This is a genomic window from Streptomyces sp. NPDC051740 (assembly GCF_044453165.1).
In the GTDB taxonomy this organism is placed as follows: Bacteria; Actinomycetota; Actinomycetes; order Streptomycetales; family Streptomycetaceae; genus Streptomyces; species Streptomyces atrovirens.
Genome location: NZ_JBITCL010000007.1, coordinates 58,838 through 80,467 on the forward strand (window position 1 = coordinate 58,838; position 21,630 = coordinate 80,467).

Genomic DNA, 21,630 nt, shown 5'->3' on the forward strand with positions numbered 1-21,630 from the left:
GGCGACCGGGACGGGCGCGGCACGGAGCCGGAGCCCGGCCACACGGACGACACGAGCGGCAAGGCCGAGGACGCCTCCGAACGGACGGCCGACGCCGGGGACCGGAAGGACACCCCCGAGACCGGTGCGACCGTGAGCGCCACCGGCGACCGGGACGGGCGCGGCACGGAGCCGGAGCCCGGCCACACGGACGACACGAGCGGCAAGGCCGAGGACGCCTCCGAACGGACGGCCGACGCCACGGAGTCGAAGAGTGGGGCCGCGGACGCGGCGGACGTCTCCCACGACCAGGACGGGCCCGAGGCGCCCCGCGCCGAGGACGAGCCCGAGAACGCCACGCACGCCACCGCCGGGGCCGGCACGGGCGCGGACGCGCCCGAGCCCACGGCCGACGCCTCCCGCGACCAGGACGACTCCGGGAGCGCCGGGACGGACGCCGGCGCGCCCCGCGCCGAGGAGGAGCCCGAGGACGTCGGGACGAACACGGACGCTCCCGAGGCCGCCGCCTCCGCGGGCGACGAGGACGAGTCCGAGGGCGCCGGGAAGGGCGCGGGTGACGCGTCCCGCGGTCAGGACGGGTCCGGGGAGACCGCGCAGGACGGGCCGGGTGCCGGTACGGCGGAGGCCGCCGCCCTCGCGGGCTCGGACGAGGGGGACTCCGAGGCGGGTTCGTCCGGGGGTGGTGACGAGAAGCCGGTCGCCGGGGCCCCGGAGGCGGTCGACGACGCCTCCGCCGAGGACGGCGAGGACGACCGGCACGGCGAGGACGAGCCCGGGGACGGGTCTGCGGCGGCCGACGCCGCCGGGACCGGGGCCGCAGGCGGGGACGGACGGCCGAAGGCCACGGGCCCCGTCGATCAGCCCACCGCCGTGTTCCGGACCGGGCGGCCCTCCGCGCCCGCCGTCGATCAGCCCACCACCATGCTCAAGCTGGGCGACGTGGGCCGCGAGGCCGCTGCCGAGTCCGAGCGGACCAGCAAGTTCGTCGCGCTCAAGCGGGACGACGACCTCGGCGGACGCAAGCCGCCCGCCGCGCCCGCCGCCCCCGCCGCCCCCGCCGGGGTCACCTCCTCCCTCCCGCAGGTCGGCCCCGAGCGGACCACCCAGCAACCGCTGCCGCCCAGACCGCCGCTGGACCTGCTGGCCGAGCTGACCAACACCCCGCCGCCCCCGCAGACCCCGCTGCGGACGGCCGTGCGGCGGGTCAAGATCTGGACGCCGCTGGTCCTGCTGCTGGTGATCGTCTTCGCGGTCGTGCAGAACATGCGCCCGCTCCCGGCGCCCACCCTGGAGCTCACCGCCGAGGACGGCTACACCTTCGAGGGTGCCAAGCCCGAGATCCCGTGGCCGGCCGACGGGCAGGCCGCGCTGGACGTGGACGGCATCGGCACCTTCGGTTCCTCCGGTGAGCAGAAGCCCGTACCGATCGCCAGTGTCGCCAAGGTCATGACCGCGTACCTGGTCCTGCGCGACCACCCGCTCAAGAGCGGCGCCGAGGGCCCGATGATCAAGATCGACGACCTCGCGGAGAAGCAGTCCGACGCCGGGCAGGAGTCGACCGTCGACGTCACCGCGGGCGACGAGATCTCCCAGCGGGAGGCGGTCGAGGCCATCCTGATCGCGTCCGCGAACAACGTGGCGCGGCTCCTCGCCCGCTGGGACGCCGGTTCGGAGGAGGCGTTCGTCGAGAAGATGAACGCCGCCGCGAAGGACCTCGGCATGACCGACACGACGTACACGGACCCCTCGGGTCTGAACGACACCACCGTGAGCACCGCCGTGGACCAGGTGAAGCTCGCCAGGGCCGCGATGGAGCAGCCCGCGTTCCGCGAGGTCGCCGCGATGATGTCGTACGACGACTACAAGGGCGTCAACCACCCCAACTGGAACCAGCTGGTCGGCCACAACGACGTCGTCGGCATCAAGACCGGCACCACCACCTCCGCGCTCGGCAACCTCGTGTTCGCCGCGAAGAAGGACGTCGACGGTGAGACCCACCGGATCATCGGCGCGGTGGTGCGCCAGCCCGCGGGCGGCAAGGACAACACCATCCTGTCCGCCGCCCTCACCTCGGGCGACGAGCTGATCCGGGCCGCGCAGGACGTGCTGGAGTCGGCGACGATCCTGAAGAAGGGCGAGGTCGTCGGATATGTGGACGACGGTCTCGGCGGCCGTACGCCCGTCGCCGTCACCGAGGACGTCAAGGCCGTCGGCTGGGCGGGGCTGTCGGTGAAGCTGACGTTCGCCGCGGACGAGCTGCCGCACACGGCGAAGGCCGGCACGAAGGTGGGCGCGCTCACCGTCGGCGACGGCACGAGCGGCGCCGTCGAGGTGCCGGTCGCCCTGCGGGAGGACCTCGTGGAGCCCGGCTTCACGGACAAGCTGACGCGTCTCTCCTGACCCGGGGACGTACGAGCCAGGCGGCCGGCGCCCACCCGGGCGACGGCCGCCTGGCTGCGTGCTAGCGTCACGAAACGGGCAGGGAACGGGCAGGGAACGGGACACGGGGAGTGCCTTCAGGTGGCCACAGCGGAGCCGACACGCGCCGACGACGCCGATCCGGACCCGGGATCCGGCCCGCGAATACCGCCGACCGGGACACAGCAGCCGTCCGAGGGCACTGACGACACCCCCGGCACCCCCGGTGCCCCCGGCTCGCTCATGACCGCCGTCCTCGCCGTGCGCGCCCGCATGCTGCGGCACCCGGTGCTCTCCGTCACCGCGCTCGCCGGCCTGCTGCACATCGTCTGGTTCTTCACGTCCGCCAACAGCGGCGGCGATCTCGCCGCGCAGGACGCGTGGGCCGAGTTCGTCGGCCGGCACCCGGACTCCGCGTACAACCTCGCCTGGTACGGCGGTATGCACCCGGTGTCGTACAGCGTGGTGTCGCCGTACCTGATGTCGGTCCTCGGGGTGCGGACCACGATGATGATCGCGGGCACGGTGTCGGCGGGGCTGCTGACGCTCGTGCTGATGCGCAGCCGGGCGGTGCGCAACCCCTTGTGGGCCGCGCTCGCGGGTGTGTTCGCGCTGCTGTGCAACGCGGCCTCGGGACGGGTGACGTACGGGCTCGGCACGATGTTCGCGCTCGGCGCGGTCGCCGTCGTCTTCTGCTGGCCCCACCGGTGGCGCTACAAGCGCTGGGCGAAGGCCCTGTGCGCGGCCCCGCTGGCGGCGCTGGCGACGATGGCCTCGCCGGTCGCGGGACTGTTCGTGGGTCTGGTGGCGGTGGCGCTGTTCCTGCAGAAGCGCCGGCCGGGGGCGTGGGCGCTGGGTCTCGCGCCCGCCGCGGTGGTGGCGGTGTCGGCGTGGCTGTTCCCGTTCTCGGGGACCCAGCCGATGGGCATCGGCTCGGTGATCCTGCCGCTGCTGTACTCGGTCCTGGTGTACGTCCTGGTCCCCGTGGAGTGGAGGACCGTACGGATCACGTCCGCGGTGTACGGGCTGGGGATCGTGCTGGTCTGGCTGATCAGTTCGCAGATCGGGTCGAACATGACCCGGCTGGCGATGCTGTTCGGCGGGGTGGCGCTGGTGGCGGCGCTGCCGTTCGCGGTGCCGAAGTCCCTGAAGTGGTACGCGATCGTCGTCGCCTTCGTCGGCTTCACCGGCTGGATCGGCTTCAAGTCGGTCGACGACGTCGTGCACACCACGCCGCGGGCGTCCTGGGCGCGCGAGCTGGCGCCGCTGGTGAACGAGCTCCAGGAGGTCGGGGCCTGGCGGGGCCGGGTGGAGGTCGTCCCGGCCCGCTCGCACCGTGAGGCGTCCGCCCTCGCCCCGTACGTCAATCTGGCCCGGGGCTGGAACCGGCAGGCCGACATGGAGCGCAACCCGCTCTTCTACGACGACACCCTCAACTCGGCGAACTACCGCGAGTGGCTGAAGCGCTGGGGCGTGCGCTTCGTGGTGCTGCCGAAGGACGAGCCGGACGGTGACGGCGGTCAGCGGGAGCGGGAGCTGGTGCAGCGCGGGCTGCCGTATCTGAAGCAGGTCTGGGGCGACGCGAACTGGCAGCTGTTCGCGGTGGACGAGCCGACGCCGCTGGCGGAGCCGAACACGGTCGTGGAGCGGGCCGAGCAGGGTGAGTGGACGCTGCGGGTGGAGCAGGCGGGCCGGGTCCTGATCCGTGTCCCGTACTCGCCGTGGCTGGGCCTCGTCGACTCCGGGGGCAAGGCGCTGGACCCCCCGCAGGAGACGGAGGAGTCCGAGGACCGCCCGGAGGGCGAGCCGAAGACGTACGAGAACGTCCACGGCTGTCTGATGGAGACGGAGGAGGACGAGAACGGCGACAGGTGGACGACGCTGCTCGCGCCCCGGCCGGGGACGTACCGCCTGGCGGCTCCGTACAAGTGGGGGGAGCGGGGCACGCCCTGCCCGGACGAGCTGCGCTGATCCCGGAGGTCCCGCCCCTCCGGCCTCGTTCACGGTGATGAACACAGGTCAGCTAGTCGAACATTTTTACTTGCTCTTGACCTGACGGTTTCTTGTCGTGCCCGCGCCACCCCGCCCACGATGAGCGGGCACTTCGCGGCCTTCCTCGTCCCTACCCCGCTCAGGCGAAGTGCCAACCAGCTGAGTGGAGTTCACAAGGCGGACCCTGGAAGGGGGGACATGAACAGTCTCGACTGGGCGGTGCTCATCGGCTACTTCGCCGTGATGGTCGGCATCGGCGTCTGGTCCCACAAGCGCGTGGACAACGTCAGCGACTTCTTCACGGCCGGCGGCAAGATGCCCTGGTGGCTCTCCGGCATCTCCCACCACATGTCCGGATACAGCGCGGTGATGTTCACCGGCTACGCCGGCATCGCCTACACCTACGGCGTGACGTCCTTCGTCACCTGGTCGTTCCCCATCGCCTTCGGCATCGCCATCGGGTCGAAGCTGTTCGCCCCGCGGATCAACCGGCTGCGCTCCCGGCTCCACGTGGCCTCACCGCTGGAGTACCTGAAGAACCGCTACGACCTGAAGACGCAGCAGGCGCTGGCCTGGTCCGGCATGCTGCTGAAGATCGTGGACGTGGGCGCGAAGTGGGCGGCCATCGCCACCCTGCTGTCGGTGTTCACCGGTGTCTCGCTCAACCAGGGCATCCTCATCACCGGCGTCGTCACGGCGATCTACTGCACCATCGGCGGCCTGTGGGCGGACGCGCTGACCGAACTCGGCCAGTTCGTCATCCAGCTCCTCGCCGGCATCGCGATGTTCGTCGCGGTGGTGGCCGAACTCGGCGACCACGGCGGCTTCTTCGGGGCGTGGGACGAGCCGGAGCTCCAGGGCCACGGGGAGCCGCTGGTCGGACCGTACGGCACGATCTTCCTGCTGGCGTTCCTGTTCATCAAGCTGTTCGAGTACAACGGCGGCATGCTCAACCAGGCCCAGCGCTACATGGCCACCCCCAACGCCCGCGAGGCGGAGCGCTCGGCGCGGCTGTCGGCGGTGCTGTGGCTGGTCTGGCCGGTGATCCTGTTCTTCCCGATGTGGATGTCGCCGCTGCTGGTGGAGTCCCAGAAGGCGGACGGCTCCGACTCCTACGCCCTGATGACCGAGCAGCTGCTGCCGCACGGCCTGCTGGGCCTGGTCATCGTCGGCTTCTTCTCCCACACGATGGCCATGTGCTCCTCGGACGCCAACGCCATCGCGGCCGTCTTCACCCGTGACGTGGCGCCGGTGCTGTCGGAGCGGGCGCGGCTGTGGGGCGACCGGTCGGGTCTGATCGCGGCCCGCGTCACGACGGTGGTCTTCCTCGGCCTGTCCATGGCGGTCGCGACGCAGGTCAACTCGCCGGCCTTCAAGGACATCATCACGGTCGTCATCAAGTGGGTGGCCGGACTGATGGGCCCGATCGCCATCCCGATGATGCTGGGCCTGCTGCGGCCGTTCCGCCGCTCCGGACCGACGGCGGCGCTCGCCAGCTGGGCCCTGGGCCTGCTGGCCTTCTGGCTGGTGAACTACCCGATCCACTGGGCCGTCGACGGCGGGGTGCCGCTGGAGTACCAGGTCTCCATCCCGCTGGCGGTCTCGCTGGTGCTGTACGTCCTGATCGGCTTCGTGAAGCCGGAGGACACCCCGGAGCGGATGGCGATCATCGAGCGCGTCAACACCGACGGTGACGACGACTCGGCCGCGGCGGCCGCGGTGCCTTCGCCGGCGCCGGTGCGGGATCAGGCGTAGTTTTTCCGCCCCCGCCGCCCCGTCCCGTCCCGTCCCATCCCTGGGGGCTTCGCCCCCAGACCCCCGTGCGCGGTTCCCCGCGCCCCTGCAGGGGCGCGGGGAACCGCGCGAGCGACCACCCACCCACCCGCACGTCGGGGAAGGGGCGGCGGGGGCGAGATCCCCCGAGCTCAGGCCCCCCGCGGGTACCGCGCCAGCCAGGCCGCCGAAGCCCCCGCGGGGCCGTGCAGCGCGGGTCCCTGGGTCATCTCCATCGCGAAGTCGTCGGCGAGTTCCAGGATCGTGGGACGGCCCTCCAGCTCGGCCAGCCAGGCCGGCGGGAGGGCCGTCTCGCCGTGCAGCGCCCCGAGCAGCCCACCGGTCAGCGCCCCGGCGGCGGCGCTGGGCCCGTCGTGGTTCACGGCCAGGCACAGCCCCTGCCGTACGTCCTCCCCCACCAGCGCGCAGTACACGGCGGCGGCCAGCAGCCCCTCGGCGGTGGCGTTCCCGACCAGCTCCGTGACCCGCTGCGGGGTGGGCATCCCCTGCCGTACGGCGCCCAGCGCTTGCTGGAGCGCGTCCGACACCGGCTGATGGCCCGGCCGTGCGGCCAGCAGCGCGAGCGCCCGCTGCACCGCCGTGTCCAGGCTCTCGCCGCGGGCCAGCGCGTGCACGATCGCGGCGTACGCGCCCGCCGCGAGGCAGGCGACCGGGTGGCCGTGGGTCTGTGCCGCGCACTCCACGGCGAGCTGCGCGACGAGCTGCGGATCCCAGCCGACGAGCAGCCCGAACGGCGCGGACCGGGCCGCCGCCTCGGGCCCCGCCTCGCCTGGGTTCTTGGGCGCCGCCGGCGTCCCCATGGTCTCGTCCCCGAGCCCGAGCAGCAGCGTACGGACCGGCTCCCGGCGGGCGTACAGCCACTCCTCGCGCGCCAGCCAGCCGTCGTCCTTGCGCCGCTCGTCCGGGCCCCAGTCCCGCTGGGTGGTGGCCCAGCGCAGATACGCCCGGTGCAGATCGGTCGGCGGGTGCCAGGCGCCGGTGTCGCGCCGTACCTGGGCGCGGATCAGGCCGTCCACGGAGAAGAGGGTGAGCTGGGTGTGGTGGGTGACGGCACCGCGCCGGCCGTGGGCGGGGGCGAGCTCGGTGAGGCCCTCCGCGCCGTGCGCCTGCCGTATCCCGTCGGCCGTCATTCCGTCCACGGGCGCGCCCAGCGCGTCCCCCAGGGCGACCCCGAGCAGCGTCCCGCGCACCCGGCTGCGGAAGTCCTGCTGCTCGCGCCGCCCCCACACGGGCCCGGCAGTACCGCCCACCCCGACCTCCCGGGACCTCGTCCGTATGTGCGGTGCCAGCACTGTAATCGAACGGGGACGGTCGGTTCAGGGGTCGGATCGGTACGCGGGGTGTGAGGCGTGTGAAGTGAGTGATCGGAAGTGGTCGGACAGGGGGATTTCAGCCGTCGCGGTGTCGTACGACCGCGTCGCGCTGGGCGCGCGCCCATGCGTAGGAGGGGTCGAGCTCCAGGGCGCGGTCCAGATCGGCCAGGGCCTCCGTGCGGCGGCCGAGGTTGAAGCGGCTCACGCCCCGGCTCGCGTACGCCGACGCGTACCCGGGGTCGAGGGCCAGGGCGAGGTCGTACGCGGTGAGGGCCTCCTCGTCGCGGCCGGCGCTCCGCAGCGCGTCCCCGCGTTCGCAGTGGGCCCACGGGGAGTCGGGCTGCAGGACGACGGCCCGGTCGAGGTCGGCGAGCCGGCGTCCGGCCTCACCCAGTTCCCGCCAGACGCGGGCGCGGCGGATCAGCGCCCAGCCGTAGTCGGGGTCGAGTTCGAGGGCGCGGTCGAGGGCGATGAGCGCGGCGGCCGGGGCGCCCAGGGCGAGGCGGGTGGCGCCGAGGGAGGCCCAGGCGTAGGCGTGCCCGGGGTCCAGGGCGAGGGCCGCGCGCAGATCCCGTACCGCCGCCGAGTGCAGCCCGAGGACACGGCGGTACTCGCCCTTCAGGGCGAGGAGGACGGCGTTCCGGGGGGTGAGGCGGACCGCCTGCCGCAGGTGGGTGACGGCGGCGGGGTAGTCACCGCGGGCGGCGGCGAGGACGCCTCGGTCCCGGTGCAGCCGGGCCGCGAGGGAGGCGGAGAGCACGGCGCCGAGGCCGACCTCGCCGCCCGCGCCCGGGACCGCCGCTTCGTCGTGGGCGGCGCGCTCGTCCGCCCTCGGCCGTTCAAACACCGATTCGTCATGGGCGGGGCGCTGGAGCATCCCGGTCGGGTAGGCGCCCTGGTCCACGCCCGTGCCGGGATCCGGCCACGGGCTGCCCAGCAGATCGGCGTCGTCGTGGCTCACCGGCCGCGGCGCGGGACGCCCCCGGGGAACGAAGACGCCAGGTGGCCGGTGGTCGGCGGGCGGCACGGGCACCTGGCTCAGCATCCGGTCCAGTACGGCTCCGGGGCCGCCCTCCGCGAGCGCCTCGGACAGCTCCCGCCACCAGCCTGTCAGCATCGCCAGGTCCGCGTCCCGGCCCGCGTCCCCCAGCAGCCGCACCCACCGCCCGGCCACCGGCCCGCCCTGCTCGCAGGCCTCGACCAGATCGCCGATCACCCCGCGGGGCGCCCGCGGGTCCCGGGCGCACAGCCGGTGGTACGACTCCGCCAGCCGCAGTTCCCGCCACTCCTCGTCCGCCCACAGCTCACCGGCGGCCCGCCCGGCCCCGCTCTCCTCACGCCGGCGGCGGAACGTCTCCGCCAGCCGCAGGTGGCGTTCCGCCCAGTCGCGCGGGGAGCGGGTGCGCTGCCAGCGCAGCATGGGGGCGCGTACGACATCGTGGTAGCGCAGCCGGGCCGCGCGGGCGTCGGTGAACGCGAGGCCGGCCAGCCAGTCGTACAGTTCGTCGCGCTGTTCCTCCGGGCAGTCTGCGGCGGTTCGGAACACGTCCGCGTCCAGCCAGCGCGGCAGCGCGCCCCAGACGGCGGCGGCCCGGCGGGCGGGGTCCCGCTCCCACTTCAGGAACCGGTCCAGCGCCGTCGCGCTCGGGTCGGGGATGTCGTCGGGTGCGGTGGGGCGGGCGCCGGCGAGGGTGGAGAGCAGGACGGGCAGGCCGCCGGTGAGCCGTAGCACCTCGGTGACGACCGGCTCGGCGGTGACGCCCCGGTCGGCGAGCAGGCCGCGCGCCTCCGCGTCGGTGAAGGGGGCGAGCGGCAGGACGGTCACGAGGTCGGTTAGGCCGCCCCACAGCTCGGCGTCGACGGGGTGCTGGCCGGCGGTCACGACCACCACGGTGGCGGGCAGGGCGCCGTAGCGGTCGGTCGTCATGAGGTCGTGCAGCCAGCGGTCGAGGACGGGGCTGGTGCGCTCGTAGGTGTCGAAGAACAGGACGATCCACGGCACGGCGGAGGCTGCGCCCGTGAGTTCCTCCGTCAGCACCGGGGTGAGGACGCTCTCCGGGGAAACGACGAGCTGCACGTCCTCGTGACGGCGGAAGCGCGCGCCCAGGCCGGCCCGCAACCGGTCGGTTCCTTGGGCGAGTTGGGCGGGGTCGACGGCGGCGGTGAACGCGCCGACGCCCGGTATGAGCCCGAGCCCGGCCAGTCCGGCCCGCGCGAGGGCAAGCCCTCCGGCCGACGGCCCGCCCGTACCGCCCTCCGGTTCCGGGTCCAGCGCGGCGAGCGCGGCCAGTTCCGCCTCGTGCCGCCGCTCGCGGTGGGCGAGCAGCAGCTTCTCCAACTCCTTGAAGCGCAGCCCCTGGCCGGCGACCTGCCGGCAGATCGCGGCCAGCGCCTCCGGCACGCCGCCCGCGCTCTCGTCGACGTACGCCGTCAACGCGCCGCGCTCGCGGGCCATGTGCTCGAACTCCCGGACCAGGAAGGTCTTCCCCACGCCCGCGTTGCCGTGCACATGGAACAGGAACCGGTGCCGTCCGTCCTCGGGCGGGAGGTCGAAGTTCCCCCGGAACGCCTCGCGTTCGGCGCTTCGGGCCACGAGCCCGGCACGCCGGCGCGCCTGGACGATCTGCTGCATCGACAGCCGTGCCCGCACCACGCGTACATCCCCCCGCCCGAGTCCCGACGCCCTCATTCTGGCCCAACTCCCCTGGGTGAGGGCGTTCGTACGGGGAATGGAACCGCCATGCCCACCACAACCTCACACGGCGCCCTGCGTCTCACCACCACGCTGCTCACCGCCTCCGTCGCCCTCTACATGGCGCTGGTCGCCCTCGGGAACATCACGGACTTCGGGACGAACCAGGACTTCGTGCGGCACGTCCTCGCGATGGACACCACGTTCGAGGACGACGACCTGATGTGGCGCGCGGTCACGAACGAGGGCGCGCAGGACGCCGCGTACGTCGCGATCATCGTCTGGGAGACGGCCGCCGCACTGGTCCTGACGTACGGCACCTGGCTCTGGACCCGCCCCGACCACGCGCACGCCCGCCGCGTCTCCACCTACGGCCTGCTGATGGTCATGCTCCTGTTCGGCGCCGGCTTCATGGCGATCGGCGGCGAGTGGTTCGCGATGTGGCAGTCGGAGGACTGGAACGGCCTGGACGCGGCCCTGCGCGTCTTCGTCCTCAGCGGCGTGGTCCTGCTGGTCAACCACCTGCCGGTTCAGCAGGGCGGGCGATCCGGTCACCACCCCGATTGACTTCGGAATACATTCCGAAGTACCGTCGATTCGTGTCCACTCCCACGGTTGCCTTTTCCGAGCTCTCGAAGAATTCGAAGCGGGTCGCCGAGACACTCGACCGGACGCAGCGCGTGCACGTCACGCGCCGGGACGGCGAGGATCTCTACCTGACCACCGCCCGCCATGACCAGCAGCGCGAGGAGACGGCGGACATCACCGCCCGCCTCCTGGCCGCCCTGGTGCGCAGTGACGACGGCGAGCGGGCCGTACTGCGTGCGCTGCCGTCGGTCTTCCCCTGGGTCCGCCACTTGAATGCCGAGGAGTCGCGGGAGTTCGTGGCCGAACTCATCGACGCCACGCACGACGCGGCCCAGCTGGACGTCCATGGCAATCTTCATCGCCTCGTCGTCGAATGGCGCGCGACGGCCCGCATCCTCGCCGATCCCGAACTCACGGCACAGCTCACCCGTCGACGGCCGGACGAGGACCACGGCGAGGTGACGGTGCCGTGAGTCCGAAGCGCGGTGACGACGTCGCTCCGCCGCCGGTGGACGGTGAGTGGCGCCTGCGGTTCGCGACCAACGAGGCAGCCAAGGGGTGGGGCGAGCTGAGCGCGGAGGCTCCGGGGAACGCACGTCGGTGCTTCGAGGCCCTGCGCCGCGATCCACTGTCCCGAGCTGACCCCGACCGTCAGCACAGGCTCCGCGGCCGACTGGCCACCGGTGGCCTCGGTGGTCGGGAACATCCCCAGTGGGAGTACGAGGTGACAGCGGGCGGCCGAGTCCGCTACCTCGTCGACGAGGCGCGCCACACGGTCCATTTCGTGTACGCGTCCACTCGCCACCCGAAGGACACCGAGTAGCCACGCACGTCGTCGCGACCCGTGTTTCGTGGCCGCCCCGGCTACTCGACGACCCGGACCGTCGTGCCCGCCGCGCCGAAGGTCCACAGGGCCTTGCCGTCGGGCTTGGTGATGCGGATGCCGCCCGTCTGCGCGCCCGGTTCGGCGGGCGGGGGCGAGGAGCCGTCGACCGCGTTGGAGAAGGCGATGAAGACACCGGACTTCTGGGCGAAGTACATGATGTGCTCGACCGGGACGCCGTCGCTGCCGGTGGTGGCCGGGGTGCGCTCGCCGATCGTGTACGTGCCGGGGTCCGGGGCGACCGTGCCCGGCCAGACCGCGAAGGAGCGGCGGGGGGTGTCGCTGGCGTCGACCAGCCAGACCCGCTTCTCGCCGAGGGAGTAGACGATCCTGCGGCCCGTGCCCGAGTCGGCCGGCACCGCCGCCGGTTCCTCCTTCTCCGGCCCGGCGGACGGTTTCGCGTCCGCCGTCGCCGACGCGCTGGGCCGGGTCGTGGCGGCGACGGGCTTCGTCCCCTGGTCCGCCTGGACGGCCAGGACCACCACCGCGGCGATCGCCCCCGTGGTCAGCCCGGTCACCCAGGCCCACGAGGGAAGACGGGCAGGCACCGGTACGCATCTCCTCAGCTACGGGTCCCGATCGAAGGCCGCGGGTTCCGGCCGGAAGGCCGCGGGTCCCGATCGAACGCGGGTCGGATCATCCTACTGCCAGCGCCCGCGCTTCCCCGGCCCGTCTCAGTCCAGTACCGGCAGCAGCTCCGGAAGGTGCCCGTCCGACGCCTCCGCCGCACGACGGCGCTCCTCCGGCACCTCGCCGTACAGGGTCGTACGGGGCTTCGCCGGGCGGCCGGCGGCCTCCGCGACCGCGATCAGGTCCTTGACCGACTTGTAGGAACCGTAGGAGGAGCCCGCCATCCGCGAGATCGTCTCCTCCATCAGCGTGCCGCCGAGGTCGTTCGCGCCGGAGCGCAGCATCTCCGCCGCCCCCTCCGTGCCCAGTTTCACCCAGCTCGTCTGGATGTTGGGGATGTACGGGTGGAGCAGCAGGCGGGCCATCGCCGTGACCGCGCGGTTGTCGCGGACCGTCGGCCCCGGGCGGGCGATGCCGGCCAGGTAGACGGGGGCGTTGGTGTGCACGAAGGGAAGGGTCACGAACTCCGTGAAACCGCCGGTCCGCTGCTGGATGCCGGCGAGGGTGCGCAGGTGGCCCAGCCAGTGGCGGGGCTGGTCGACATGGCCGTACATCATCGTCGAGGAGGAGCGGATGCCCAGCTCGTGGGCGGTGGTGACCACCTCGGTCCAGGTCGCCGCCGGGAGTTTGCCCTTGGTCAGGATCCAGCGGACCTCGTCGTCGAGGATCTCGGCGGCCGTGCCGGGGATGGTGTCCAGACCGGCTTCCCTCGCCGCCGTCAGCCACTCGCGGATCGACATGCCGGTGCGGGTCGCGCCGTTGACGACCTCCATGGGTGAGAAGGCGTGCACGTGCATGCCGGGGACGCGTTCCTTCACCGCCTTCGCGATGTCGAAGTACGCCGTGCCCGGCAGGTCGGGGTGGATGCCGCCCTGCATGCAGACCTCCACCGCACCCACGTCCCACGCCTGTTGGGCACGGTCGGCGACCTGGTCCAGCGAGAGCGTGTACGCGTCGGCGTCCGTACGGCGCTGCGCGAAGGCGCAGAAGCGGCAGCCGGTGTAGCAGACGTTGGTGAAGTTGATGTTGCGGGTGACGATGTACGTCACGTCGTCGCCCACCGCCGACCTGCGGACGTCGTCCGCGACCCGGCACAGCGCGTCCAGGGCGGAACCGTCGGCGTGCAGCAGCGCCAGCGCCTCCGCGTCGGTCAGCTTCGTCGGGTCGTCGGCCGCCGTGCGCAGGGCCCCGCGTACGTCGGTGTCGATGCGCTCGGGGACCATGCCGGGGGCGGCGGCCTCGCGCAGGGCGTCCCAGTCGCCGTACACCTCGTCGAAGTCGTCGCGGCGGTCGCCCGTACGGCCCTCGGTGTCGATGGTGCGGTGCAGATCGGTGCGGCCCCTCGCGGTGAACGCCTCGTCCGGCTCCTGCCAGGGCAGCCCCCGCGGGAGCGCGTCGGGGCGTGCCAGGCCCGTCTCCGGGTCGGCGAGCGCGGCCACGTGCGGACGCAGCCGCGGGTCCAGCCACGGCTCACCGCGCCGCACGAACTCCGGGTAGACGCAGAGCCGTTCACGCAGCTCGAAGCCGACGGCCGCGGAGTGCGCGGCCAGCTCCTCGATCCGCGGCCACGGCCGCTCGGGGTTGACGTGGTCGATGGTCAGCGGGGAGACCCCGCCCCAGTCGTCGATCCCGGCCGCGATCAGCCGCCCGTACTCGGAGTCGACCAGGTTCGGCGGCGCCTGGAGACAGGCGGACGGACCCAGGACGAGCCGGGCGACGGCGACCGTGGCGACCAGCTCGTCCAGTTCCGCGTCCGGCATGCCGCGCATCGCGGTGTCCGGCTTGGCGCGGAAGTTCTGGATGATCAGTTCCTGGATGCCGTGGTGGGCGCGGGAGATCTTCCGCAGCGCGAACAGCGACTGGGCGCGCTCCTCGTACGTCTCGCCGATGCCGATGAGGATCCCGGACGTGAAGGGGACCGAGGAGCGGCCCGCGTCCTCGAGCACCCGCAGCCGTACGGCCGGCTCCTTGTCCGGGGAGCCGTGGTGCGGGCCGCCCGGCTCGGACCACAGACGGGTCGCCGTGGTCTCCAGCATCATGCCCATCGACGGCGCGACCGGCTTGAGCCGCTGGAAGTCCGTCCAGCTCATGACGCCCGGGTTGAGGTGCGGGAGGAGCCCCGTCTCCTCCAGGATCCGGATCGAGATCGCGCGGACGTACGCGATCGTGTCGTCGTAGCCGTGCGCGTCGAGCCACTCGCGCGCCTCCGGCCAGCGGTCCTCGGGCTTGTCGCCGAGGGTGATGAGGGCTTCCTTGCAGCCGAGCGCGGCGCCCTTGCGGGCGATGTCCAGCACCTCGTCCGGCGACATGAACATCCCGTGCCCGGCCCGGCGCAGCTTGCCGGGCACGGTGACGAACGTGCAGTAGTGGCACTTGTCCCGGCACAGCCGGGTCAGCGGGACGAAGACGCTCTTCGAGTACGTGATGACACCGGGCCGCCCCGCCGCCTCCAGCCCCGCGTCCCGCACCCGGGCGGCCGAAGCGGACAGGTCCCGCAGGTGCTCACCGCGCGCCTGGAGCAGGACCGCCGCCTCCGAGACGTCCAGGGAGACACCGTCCCGGGCGCGTCTGAGGGCGCGCCGCAGGGAGCTCTCGGTGGGGCCGCCGGTTCCGGTGGTCGCGGAAGTCGTCATCCTTTGAGCATACGTTCGGCGTGATCAGGACCCTTGCCCGTCCGCATCAGGCCCCTTCCCCTCCCCCGTCCACGAACGGCTGGAACGCGTCCAGCGCCCGCAGCACCCCCGCCTCCCCCTCCGGCGGCAGCTGCACCACGACCTCCTCGATGCCCAGCTCCGCGAAGTGGGCCAGCTTGCCCGCGCTGGGACGCACGGCGTACGGCACGACCTGGAGGGCGCCGGGATCGCGGCCCGCGTCGGCCCAGGCGGTACGGAGCGCGGGCAGCGCCTCCGTCAGGCCCCGCCCGCCGATCGGCAGCCAGCCGTCGGCGTACTCGCAGATGTTCCCGAACAGCTTCGGCCCCGCCGCCCCGCCGACCAGCGTGCGCGGCCCGACCACCGGACCGCGCGGCTTCCGCACCGGCTTGGGGTGCGCGAAGCTCGCCCGCACGCTCCCGAACTCCCCCTCGTAAGCCGTCGGTTCCTCCGCCCACAGCGCCCGCATCAGCCCCATCCGGTCCCGGACCAGCTCACGCCGGGTGCGCCACTCCACGCCGTGGTCGGCGGCCTCCTCCACGTTCCAGCCGAAGCCGAGCCCGAGCGTGAACCGGCCCCCGGAGAGGTGGTCGAGGGTCGCGACCTGCTTGGCCAGGTCGATCGGGTCGTGCTGCGCGGCGAGCGTGATGCCGGTGCCGAGCCCCAGCCGCTCGGTGACGGCGGCGGCCTGACCGAGCGCGACGAAGGGGTCGAGGGTGCGGCCGTACTCCCTCGGCAGCTCCCCGCCCGCCGGGTACGGGCTGGTCCGCTCGACGGGGATGTGCGTGTGCTCCGGCAGGTACAGCCCGGCGAACCCGCGCTGCTCCAGCTCACGGGCGAGCCGGACCGGGGTGATCGTCTCGTCGGTGAGGAAGATCGTGACGGCGATGCGCATGAGCGGCCTTTCGTACGCGGACGACGACCCCATCAATACCCGTGCACGCCCCGCCTGTCCATACCGACCGGTCGGGATTTCCTGGCGGTCCTCCCCCGGACCCCCGCCCGGTGAAAGGCCGGCCGACGGCGGTGCGGCGCGGACACCGCTCACTTCGAAGGCGGTACAGCACCGGTCGAAGGCGGTACAGCACCGGCCCCGTCTCCCCCGGCCGCCGGTAGGCTCGCCGCACGATGACTTCTGGGACCTCGCACGCCGAACGCAAGTACCGGACCGCCACCGCCTTCCAGCGCCGGATCAACCCCCTGCTGCGCCGGCTGCCGCTCCAGACCCTGCTGGAGACCACGGGCCGCGTCTCCGGCCTGCCCCGCCGGACCCCGGTGGGCGGGCGCCGGGCCGGCGGCTCGTTCTGGCTGGTGTCGGAGTTCGGCGAACGGTCGCAGTACGTCCGCAACATCCAGGCGGACCCCCGGGTGCGGGTGCGCGTCCGGGGCCGCTGGCACACCGGCACCGCCCGTCTCCTGCCCGACGACGACCCCGTGGCCCGGCTGCGCACCCTGCCCCGCTTCAACAGCGCCGCCGTACGGGCCTTCGGGGCGGGGCTGCTGACGGTGCGGGTGGACCTGGACGACTGAGGACGGAGTGTGCGGGCCTTGTGACGGCCCGCCGCTCCCCGTGTGATCGCCGTCTCGCACGACTGCCGTATCCGCCATGAACAAGGCAAACTGGCGTAGTTGCTCAGGATGCATAGGGGGACTGCATGGACAGTGTGCCGCGAGGACCGGAGCAGCGGCGTCCCGGCTCCTCGACGGAGCCCGATTCGCTGCGCTTCGGCGTGCTCGGCCCGGTGCGCGCCTGGCGCGACGACGAACCCGTCGCCACCGGCAGCCCCCAGCAACGCGCCCTGCTCGCCGCCCTGTTGCTGCGCGAGGGCCGTACGGCCACGGCGGCCGAACTGATCGACGCCCTGTGGGGCGAGGGACCCCCCTCCCAGGCGCTGGCGGCGGTGCGTACGTACGCCTCCCGGCTGCGGAAGGTACTGGACCCCGGAGTGCTGGTCAGCGAGTCCGGCGGCTACGCGGTGCGCGGGCTCGGCGAGGGGGCGCTGGACCTCGCGGCGGCGCAGGAGCTGGCGGCGGAGGCGGAGAAGGCACGGAACACCGGGGACCTGTGCCACGCGCGGGACGTACTGGGCCGGGCCCTGTCCCTGTGGGACGGCGAGACGCTGGCCGGGGTGCCGGGCCCGTACGCGGAGGCCCAGCGGGTCCGCCTGGAGGAGTGGCGGCTCCAACTCCTGGAGTCCCGACTGGACATGGACCTGGAGCAGGGCTGCCACGCGGAGGCGGTCTCGGAGCTGACGGCCCTGACGGCGGCGCACCCGCTGCGGGAGCGGCTGCGGGAACTGCTGATGCTGGCGCTCTACCGCAGCGGCCGCCAGGCGGAGGCCCTCGCGGTGTACGCGGACACCCGCCGCCTCCTCGCCGACGAACTCGGCGTCGACCCGCGCCCGGACCTGCAGGACCTCCAGCAACGCATCCTCCAGGCCGACCCGGGCCTCGCGGAACCCTCCGCCCCCATGGCGGAACCGGTGACGGTCCCCGTCCGCCCGGCCCAGCTCCCGGCGACGGTGCCGGACTTCACGGGCCGCGCGTCCTTCGTACGGGAGCTGAGCGACGTACTGGCGTCGGCGTCCGGCGCGGAGGGCCGGGTGATGGCGGTGTCGGCGCTGGCCGGCATCGGCGGCGTCGGCAAGACGACACTGGCGGTGCACGTGGCACACGGCGCGCGGTCGGCCTTCCCCGACGGCCAGCTCTACGTCAACCTCCAGGGCGCCGGCGCGCGGTCGGCGGAACCGGAGACGGTCCTGGGCTCCTTCCTGCGCGCCCTCGGCACGGCGGACTCGGCGATCCCGGACTCGCTGGAGGAACGGGCGGCGCTGTACCGCTCCGTCCTGGACGGCCGCAAGGTGCTGGTGCTGCTGGACAACGCGCGTGACGCGGCGCAGGTCAGACCCCTGCTCCCCGGGACGGCGGGCTGCGCGGCGCTGGTGACGTCGCGGGTGCGGATGACGGGCCTGGCCGGGGCGCACCTGATCGACCTGGACGTGATGTCACCGGACGAGGCGCTGTCCCTCTTCACGAAGATCGTGGGTGAGGAGCGGGTGAGGTCGGAGCGGGAAGCGGCCCTGGACGTGGTGGCGGCGTGCGGCTTCCTCCCGCTGGCGATCCGCATCGCGGCGTCCCGCCTGGCGGCGAGGCGCACCTGGACGGTCTCGGTCCTGGCGGCGAAGCTCGCCGACGAACGCCGCCGCCTGGACGAACTCCAGGCGGGCGACCTGGCGGTGAAGGCGACCTTCGAACTGGGCTACGGGCAACTGGAACCGGCCCAGGCACGGGCGTTCCGGCTGCTGGGACTGGCGGACGGCCCGGACATCTCCCTCGCGGCGGCAGCGGCGGTACTGGACCTGCCGACGGAGGACACGGAGGACCTGCTGGAGTCCCTGGTGGACACGTCCCTGCTGGAGTCGGCGGCACCGGGCCGGTACCGGTTCCACGATCTGGTGCGGCTCTACGCGCGTGCCTGTGCGGAGAGGGACGAGCAGCCGCCCGGCGAGCGGGGGGCGGCGTTGTCGCGGTTGCTGGACTTCTACCTGGCGACGGCGGCGGGGGTGTACGCGATCGAACGGCCGGGTGACAGACTCATCGATCACCTCGAACCGACCCAGTACGACGGGCTGCGGTTCAGCGAGAGGCAGGACGCTCTCGACTGGCTGTACTCGGAGGCCAATTCACTTCTTTCCAGCGCCCGGCAGGCATTCCAGGGCGACCGGCTCCGTCGGGGCGTCGACTTGTTGTGGGCCGCCAAGGACCTGGGCGAATCGGGGGCGAACTCCAGACAGTATGAATGGGCCGCAGTCGCCGCCAAGGAAGCGGCACGGGCTGCGGGAGACCGCCAAGCCGAAGGAAGGGCACGCACGGCGCTGATCAACGTACATCTGGTCGCGGGCCGGTACGACGAGGCCGAAGAAGAGGCGAGCCAAGCCGTGCGGCTCGCGCAGGCGGTGGGGGATTTCATCCCGCTCTACTGGGCCAGCAACGACCGAGGGATCATCGCGTTGATCCAGGGGCGCAACAGCGACGCGGAGGAACACCTCCTGACGGCCATCGACGGATCGAGGGAAGACGGCAACGCTCCTCTCGAGGCGAGCGCCCTGTGCAACCTCTCCCGCGTTCGCCTGGCCATGGGCAACACCACGCACGCCATCAGGCTCGCGCAGGAGGGCATCCGCATATACGACCGACTGGGCCTCACGATCCGCCTCGCCAACGCCCGCTACGCGCTGGGGCTGGCATACACCTCGGCCGGGCGCACCACCGAAGCACTCGCTGAGCTGACCGATGCGTTGAGAATGTTCCAGGCGAACCGGCAGCGGCTCTGGGAGGGAACGACCCACTTCCGCATCGCACAGGCGTACTTTGCCGCGCAGTCGCCCGCCAGTACGGCACAACACGCCGAGCAGGCACTCGCTGTCGGCTGTATCGGCGGTGATCGCATGCGAGCCAACGTCCTCACGACACTTGGTGAATCCCTCGACGCACTGGGGCAGTTGGACCGCGCACGAGCTTGCTGGCGAGAAGCTCTGTCCCTGTACGAGCAGGCCGGTGCCGCGGAGGCCGAAGGGGTACGGGCACGGCTCAGCCCGGCGTCGGCAGCCTGAGCGGCCCGTCCTCAGGTCGTTCATCGAACGTTTATGGCTCGCTGCGAGGCTGAGCGCACTGATCCGTCGCGTCGGGGGGCAAGCGGATCGGCGGGGCTCACCGCCTAAGGTGAGAGCCCGAATCGTCCTTGTCCGGCGGCTCACGGGGGAACCGCCGGACAAGGACGACCAGAACGTCCACTCGCACACGGGGAGAGGCCGCAGCATGAGCGACGCCAAGAAGAACCAGGACGAAGAAATCACCACGCTGGACAACCACGCGCCCGCTCCGCCGGCGGGCGGCGAGTTCACCACGATGGACAACCACGCCCCGGTCCCGCCGGCGGACGGCTCCATCGTCACCCTCGACAACCACGCCCCGGCTCCGCCTGCTCTGGACCTCGACGGCGGCAAGTAGCCGTCCTTCCCGCACGGGGAATCGGCCGCGGCGGCGCGGAGGGGGAGCCGTCGCGGCCGACGTGTGTCCGCAGGACAGCGTCGTGGTGCCGCTCGACCGGCACGCGCCCTGACGCATCGCCCGACCACCGACGGGGCCGAGGGAAACCTCGGCCCCGTCGTCGTACGCCCCGCCCTGATCTACGTACCGTCCAGCTCGCACCACACCGTCTTGTTTTCGCCCGCGTGGTCCACTCCCCACCGGCACACCACCGCGTCGAGCAGTGACAGCCCGCGCCCCTGCTCGGCCTCCGCGTCGGCGTCGGCTCGGCGGAGTACGGGCAGCGTGTGCGGGTCGGGATCGGTGACCTCGACGCGGATGCGCGCACCCGTGCGGGCCACGCGGACGCGTACCGGAGTCCCCTCCCCCACGTGACGGATCACATTGCTCACCAGTTCCGTGACGCAGAGCTGGACATCGGCGCACGGCTCGTCCAGCCACTCGCGCGCGGCTCGCCGCAGTCCGGGAACCGCCTCGGGGACGGCGGGCAGGTCGAGCCGGAGGGCAGGAAGGACCCGTTCCAGCGCGGTCACCCCTCCGCCGCCTTCCGAAGCACCTCAGCCAGCCGGCGCGCCGTGGTCGTGTTGCAGTCGCCGAGGGCGATCAGACCGGCTGCCGGGCGGTACGACCCGGCGAAGCTCGGCAGGTCCGCACGGAGGGACGGCAGGGTGATGCCGTGGGCGGCGAGGGCCGTGCGCAGCTCTTCCGCACAGAGGGTCATGTCAGGGGCCGTGGGGCGCGGGCCGGGCCGGGCCGGGCCGGGCCGGGCCGGGCCCCAGGGATGGTCCCAGGGATGGTTCCTGGGACGGGGCGGTGACTGCATGGACGTACGCCTTTCGCGCGCTCTGTGATGGAACGGTCACAGAGTGACGTCACCGTGCGTACCGTGAAAAGGGCCTGCCCTTCCGGCCGCGAACGGCGGAACCGGCCACGGTGTTGGTGGAGTTGTGGAGCCACGGGATCGGCGGGTGGTGGTCGGCATGCCGCGCAAGGACAAGGTCGCCGCTCGCATCGCGCGAGCCCGTCTCTTCGACGACGACCACAGAAAACCCTCGTACTGGGTGATCCTCTCCGAAGTGCTGTTGCGCCAACCGGCCCTTTCTCCCGAGCAATCGGCCGAACAGTTCACACACATTGCGGCGTTGGCGCGGCGAAGGCGCATCGTTCCACAAGTCCTTCCGTGGAATTGCGGGCCGCATCCCCTGATGATGGGCATGGCCAAGATCATGGCCTTCCCCGACGCACCCCCACTGGTCTACTTGGAGTCACAACACAGCGGCGACACCGTCGACGATCCGGCCCTCGTGGAGGAGTACCGCAGGTCGTACGATCTGCTCAGGGCCGCCGCACTGCCGCCCGAGGCGTCCCTTGCCCTGATCGAGAGAGCGGCAGAGGATAACCGACATGGCAAGCAAAGGGATTGACCTGTCCGCCGCCACTTGGCGCAAGAGCAGCTTCAGCAACGGCACGGGCGGTGACTGCGTCGAGGTCGCCGTCGGCCTCCCGGACGTGGTTCCCGTACGCGACTCGAAGCAGTCCGGAGCCGGGGCCGGACCCGTGCTGCTCTTCCGGGCGGCCGCGTGGGGCGCGTTCGTGGACGAGATGCGGCACTGAGGTCGG

General features: G+C 72.6%; 17 protein-coding genes and 1 pseudogene. 11 read left to right on the forward strand and 7 right to left on the reverse strand.

What is annotated here, in order from left to right:
- The 3 genes from ACIA6T_RS13810 to ACIA6T_RS13820 form a co-directional block, all read left to right on the forward strand.
- The coding region (locus ACIA6T_RS13810; RefSeq protein ID WP_399446712.1) for a D-alanyl-D-alanine carboxypeptidase at positions 1–2,400 on the forward strand (2,400 nt) is incomplete at its 5' end.
- Positions 2,401–2,520: 120 nt separating this feature from the next.
- On the forward strand, positions 2,521–4,389 hold the full coding sequence (locus ACIA6T_RS13815) for an MFS transporter (RefSeq protein ID WP_399446713.1): 1,869 nt from the start codon (positions 2,521–2,523) through the stop codon (positions 4,387–4,389).
- Between the two features lie 219 nt (positions 4,390–4,608).
- Positions 4,609–6,165, forward strand: a complete 1,557-nt coding sequence (locus ACIA6T_RS13820; RefSeq protein WP_399446714.1) for a sodium:solute symporter family protein — start codon at positions 4,609–4,611, stop codon at positions 6,163–6,165.
- A 170-nt stretch (positions 6,166–6,335) separates the two neighbouring features.
- Here the strand turns inward: ACIA6T_RS13820 and ACIA6T_RS13825 are convergent, their stop codons facing one another.
- Together ACIA6T_RS13825 and ACIA6T_RS13830 are read right to left on the reverse strand one after the other, a co-directional pair.
- Positions 6,336–7,454: an ADP-ribosylglycohydrolase family protein gene (locus tag ACIA6T_RS13825; protein WP_399446715.1), complete on the reverse strand. Its 1,119-nt coding sequence runs from the start codon at positions 7,452–7,454 to the stop codon at positions 6,336–6,338.
- Positions 7,455–7,593: 139 nt separating this feature from the next.
- The gene (locus tag ACIA6T_RS13830; RefSeq protein ID WP_399446716.1) at positions 7,594–10,170 is read right to left on the reverse strand and encodes a tetratricopeptide repeat protein; all 2,577 of its coding nucleotides are present in this window, start codon (positions 10,168–10,170) and stop codon (positions 7,594–7,596) included.
- 87 nt (positions 10,171–10,257) lie between these two features.
- On the opposite strand from ACIA6T_RS13830, the gene ACIA6T_RS13835 reads away from it, so the two are divergent.
- From ACIA6T_RS13835 to ACIA6T_RS13845, 3 genes are read left to right on the forward strand one after another with little or no spacing between them, the layout of a single operon-like run.
- A complete protein-coding gene (locus ACIA6T_RS13835; RefSeq protein WP_399446717.1) occupies positions 10,258–10,776 on the forward strand; it encodes a DUF2165 domain-containing protein in 519 nt (172 codons plus the stop codon).
- Positions 10,777–10,808: 32 nt separating this feature from the next.
- Complete coding sequence (locus ACIA6T_RS13840) at positions 10,809–11,270, forward strand: prevent-host-death family protein (protein WP_399446718.1); 462 nt, start codon at positions 10,809–10,811, stop codon at positions 11,268–11,270.
- Positions 11,267–11,620 (forward strand): hypothetical protein, encoded by a 354-nt coding sequence (locus ACIA6T_RS13845; protein WP_399446719.1) that lies wholly within the window; start codon positions 11,267–11,269, stop codon positions 11,618–11,620. Before ACIA6T_RS13840 ends, ACIA6T_RS13845 begins: the two co-directional genes overlap by 4 nt.
- A gap of 41 nt (positions 11,621–11,661) precedes the next feature.
- Here ACIA6T_RS13845 and ACIA6T_RS13850 read toward each other — a convergent pair whose 3' ends face one another.
- The 3 genes from ACIA6T_RS13850 to ACIA6T_RS13860 form a co-directional block, all read right to left on the reverse strand.
- A complete protein-coding gene (locus ACIA6T_RS13850; RefSeq protein WP_399446720.1) occupies positions 11,662–12,228 on the reverse strand; it encodes a L,D-transpeptidase in 567 nt (188 codons plus the stop codon).
- Between the two features lie 126 nt (positions 12,229–12,354).
- On the reverse strand, positions 12,355–14,943 hold the full coding sequence (locus tag ACIA6T_RS13855) for a bifunctional FO biosynthesis protein CofGH (protein ID WP_399446721.1): 2,589 nt from the start codon (positions 14,941–14,943) through the stop codon (positions 12,355–12,357).
- A 46-nt stretch (positions 14,944–14,989) separates the two neighbouring features.
- Complete coding sequence (locus ACIA6T_RS13860) at positions 14,990–15,856, reverse strand: LLM class F420-dependent oxidoreductase (RefSeq protein WP_399446722.1); 867 nt, start codon at positions 15,854–15,856, stop codon at positions 14,990–14,992.
- A gap of 233 nt (positions 15,857–16,089) precedes the next feature.
- On the opposite strand from ACIA6T_RS13860, the gene ACIA6T_RS13865 reads away from it, so the two are divergent.
- From ACIA6T_RS13865 to ACIA6T_RS13875, 3 genes are all read left to right on the forward strand, one after another.
- Positions 16,090–16,491, forward strand: coding sequence for a nitroreductase/quinone reductase family protein (locus ACIA6T_RS13865; protein ID WP_399446723.1), 402 nt, complete (start codon positions 16,090–16,092; stop codon positions 16,489–16,491).
- Between the two features lie 125 nt (positions 16,492–16,616).
- The gene (locus ACIA6T_RS13870; protein WP_399446724.1) at positions 16,617–19,574 is read left to right on the forward strand and encodes an AfsR/SARP family transcriptional regulator; all 2,958 of its coding nucleotides are present in this window, start codon (positions 16,617–16,619) and stop codon (positions 19,572–19,574) included.
- Positions 19,575–19,779: 205 nt separating this feature from the next.
- The gene (locus ACIA6T_RS13875) at positions 19,780–19,971 is read left to right on the forward strand and encodes a sigma-like protein (RefSeq protein WP_399446725.1); all 192 of its coding nucleotides are present in this window, start codon (positions 19,780–19,782) and stop codon (positions 19,969–19,971) included.
- A gap of 179 nt (positions 19,972–20,150) precedes the next feature.
- Here ACIA6T_RS13875 and ACIA6T_RS13880 read toward each other — a convergent pair whose 3' ends face one another.
- Positions 20,151–20,543, reverse strand: coding sequence for an ATP-binding protein (locus ACIA6T_RS13880; protein ID WP_399446726.1), 393 nt, complete (start codon positions 20,541–20,543; stop codon positions 20,151–20,153).
- The gene (locus ACIA6T_RS13885) at positions 20,540–20,731 is read right to left on the reverse strand and encodes a hypothetical protein (protein ID WP_399446727.1); all 192 of its coding nucleotides are present in this window, start codon (positions 20,729–20,731) and stop codon (positions 20,540–20,542) included. Before ACIA6T_RS13885 ends, ACIA6T_RS13880 begins: the two co-directional genes overlap by 4 nt.
- Positions 20,732–20,999: 268 nt before the next feature.
- On the opposite strand from ACIA6T_RS13885, the pseudogene ACIA6T_RS13890 reads away from it, so the two are divergent.
- Both ACIA6T_RS13890 and ACIA6T_RS13895 read left to right on the forward strand, forming a co-directional pair.
- Positions 21,000–21,434: pseudogene (locus ACIA6T_RS13890) on the forward strand (DUF5753 domain-containing protein); the annotation flags it as partial.
- Positions 21,415–21,624, forward strand: coding sequence for a DUF397 domain-containing protein (locus ACIA6T_RS13895; protein WP_399446728.1), 210 nt, complete (start codon positions 21,415–21,417; stop codon positions 21,622–21,624). The pseudogene ACIA6T_RS13890 and the gene ACIA6T_RS13895, both read left to right, overlap by 20 nt.
- Positions 21,625–21,630 lie beyond the last annotated feature (6 nt).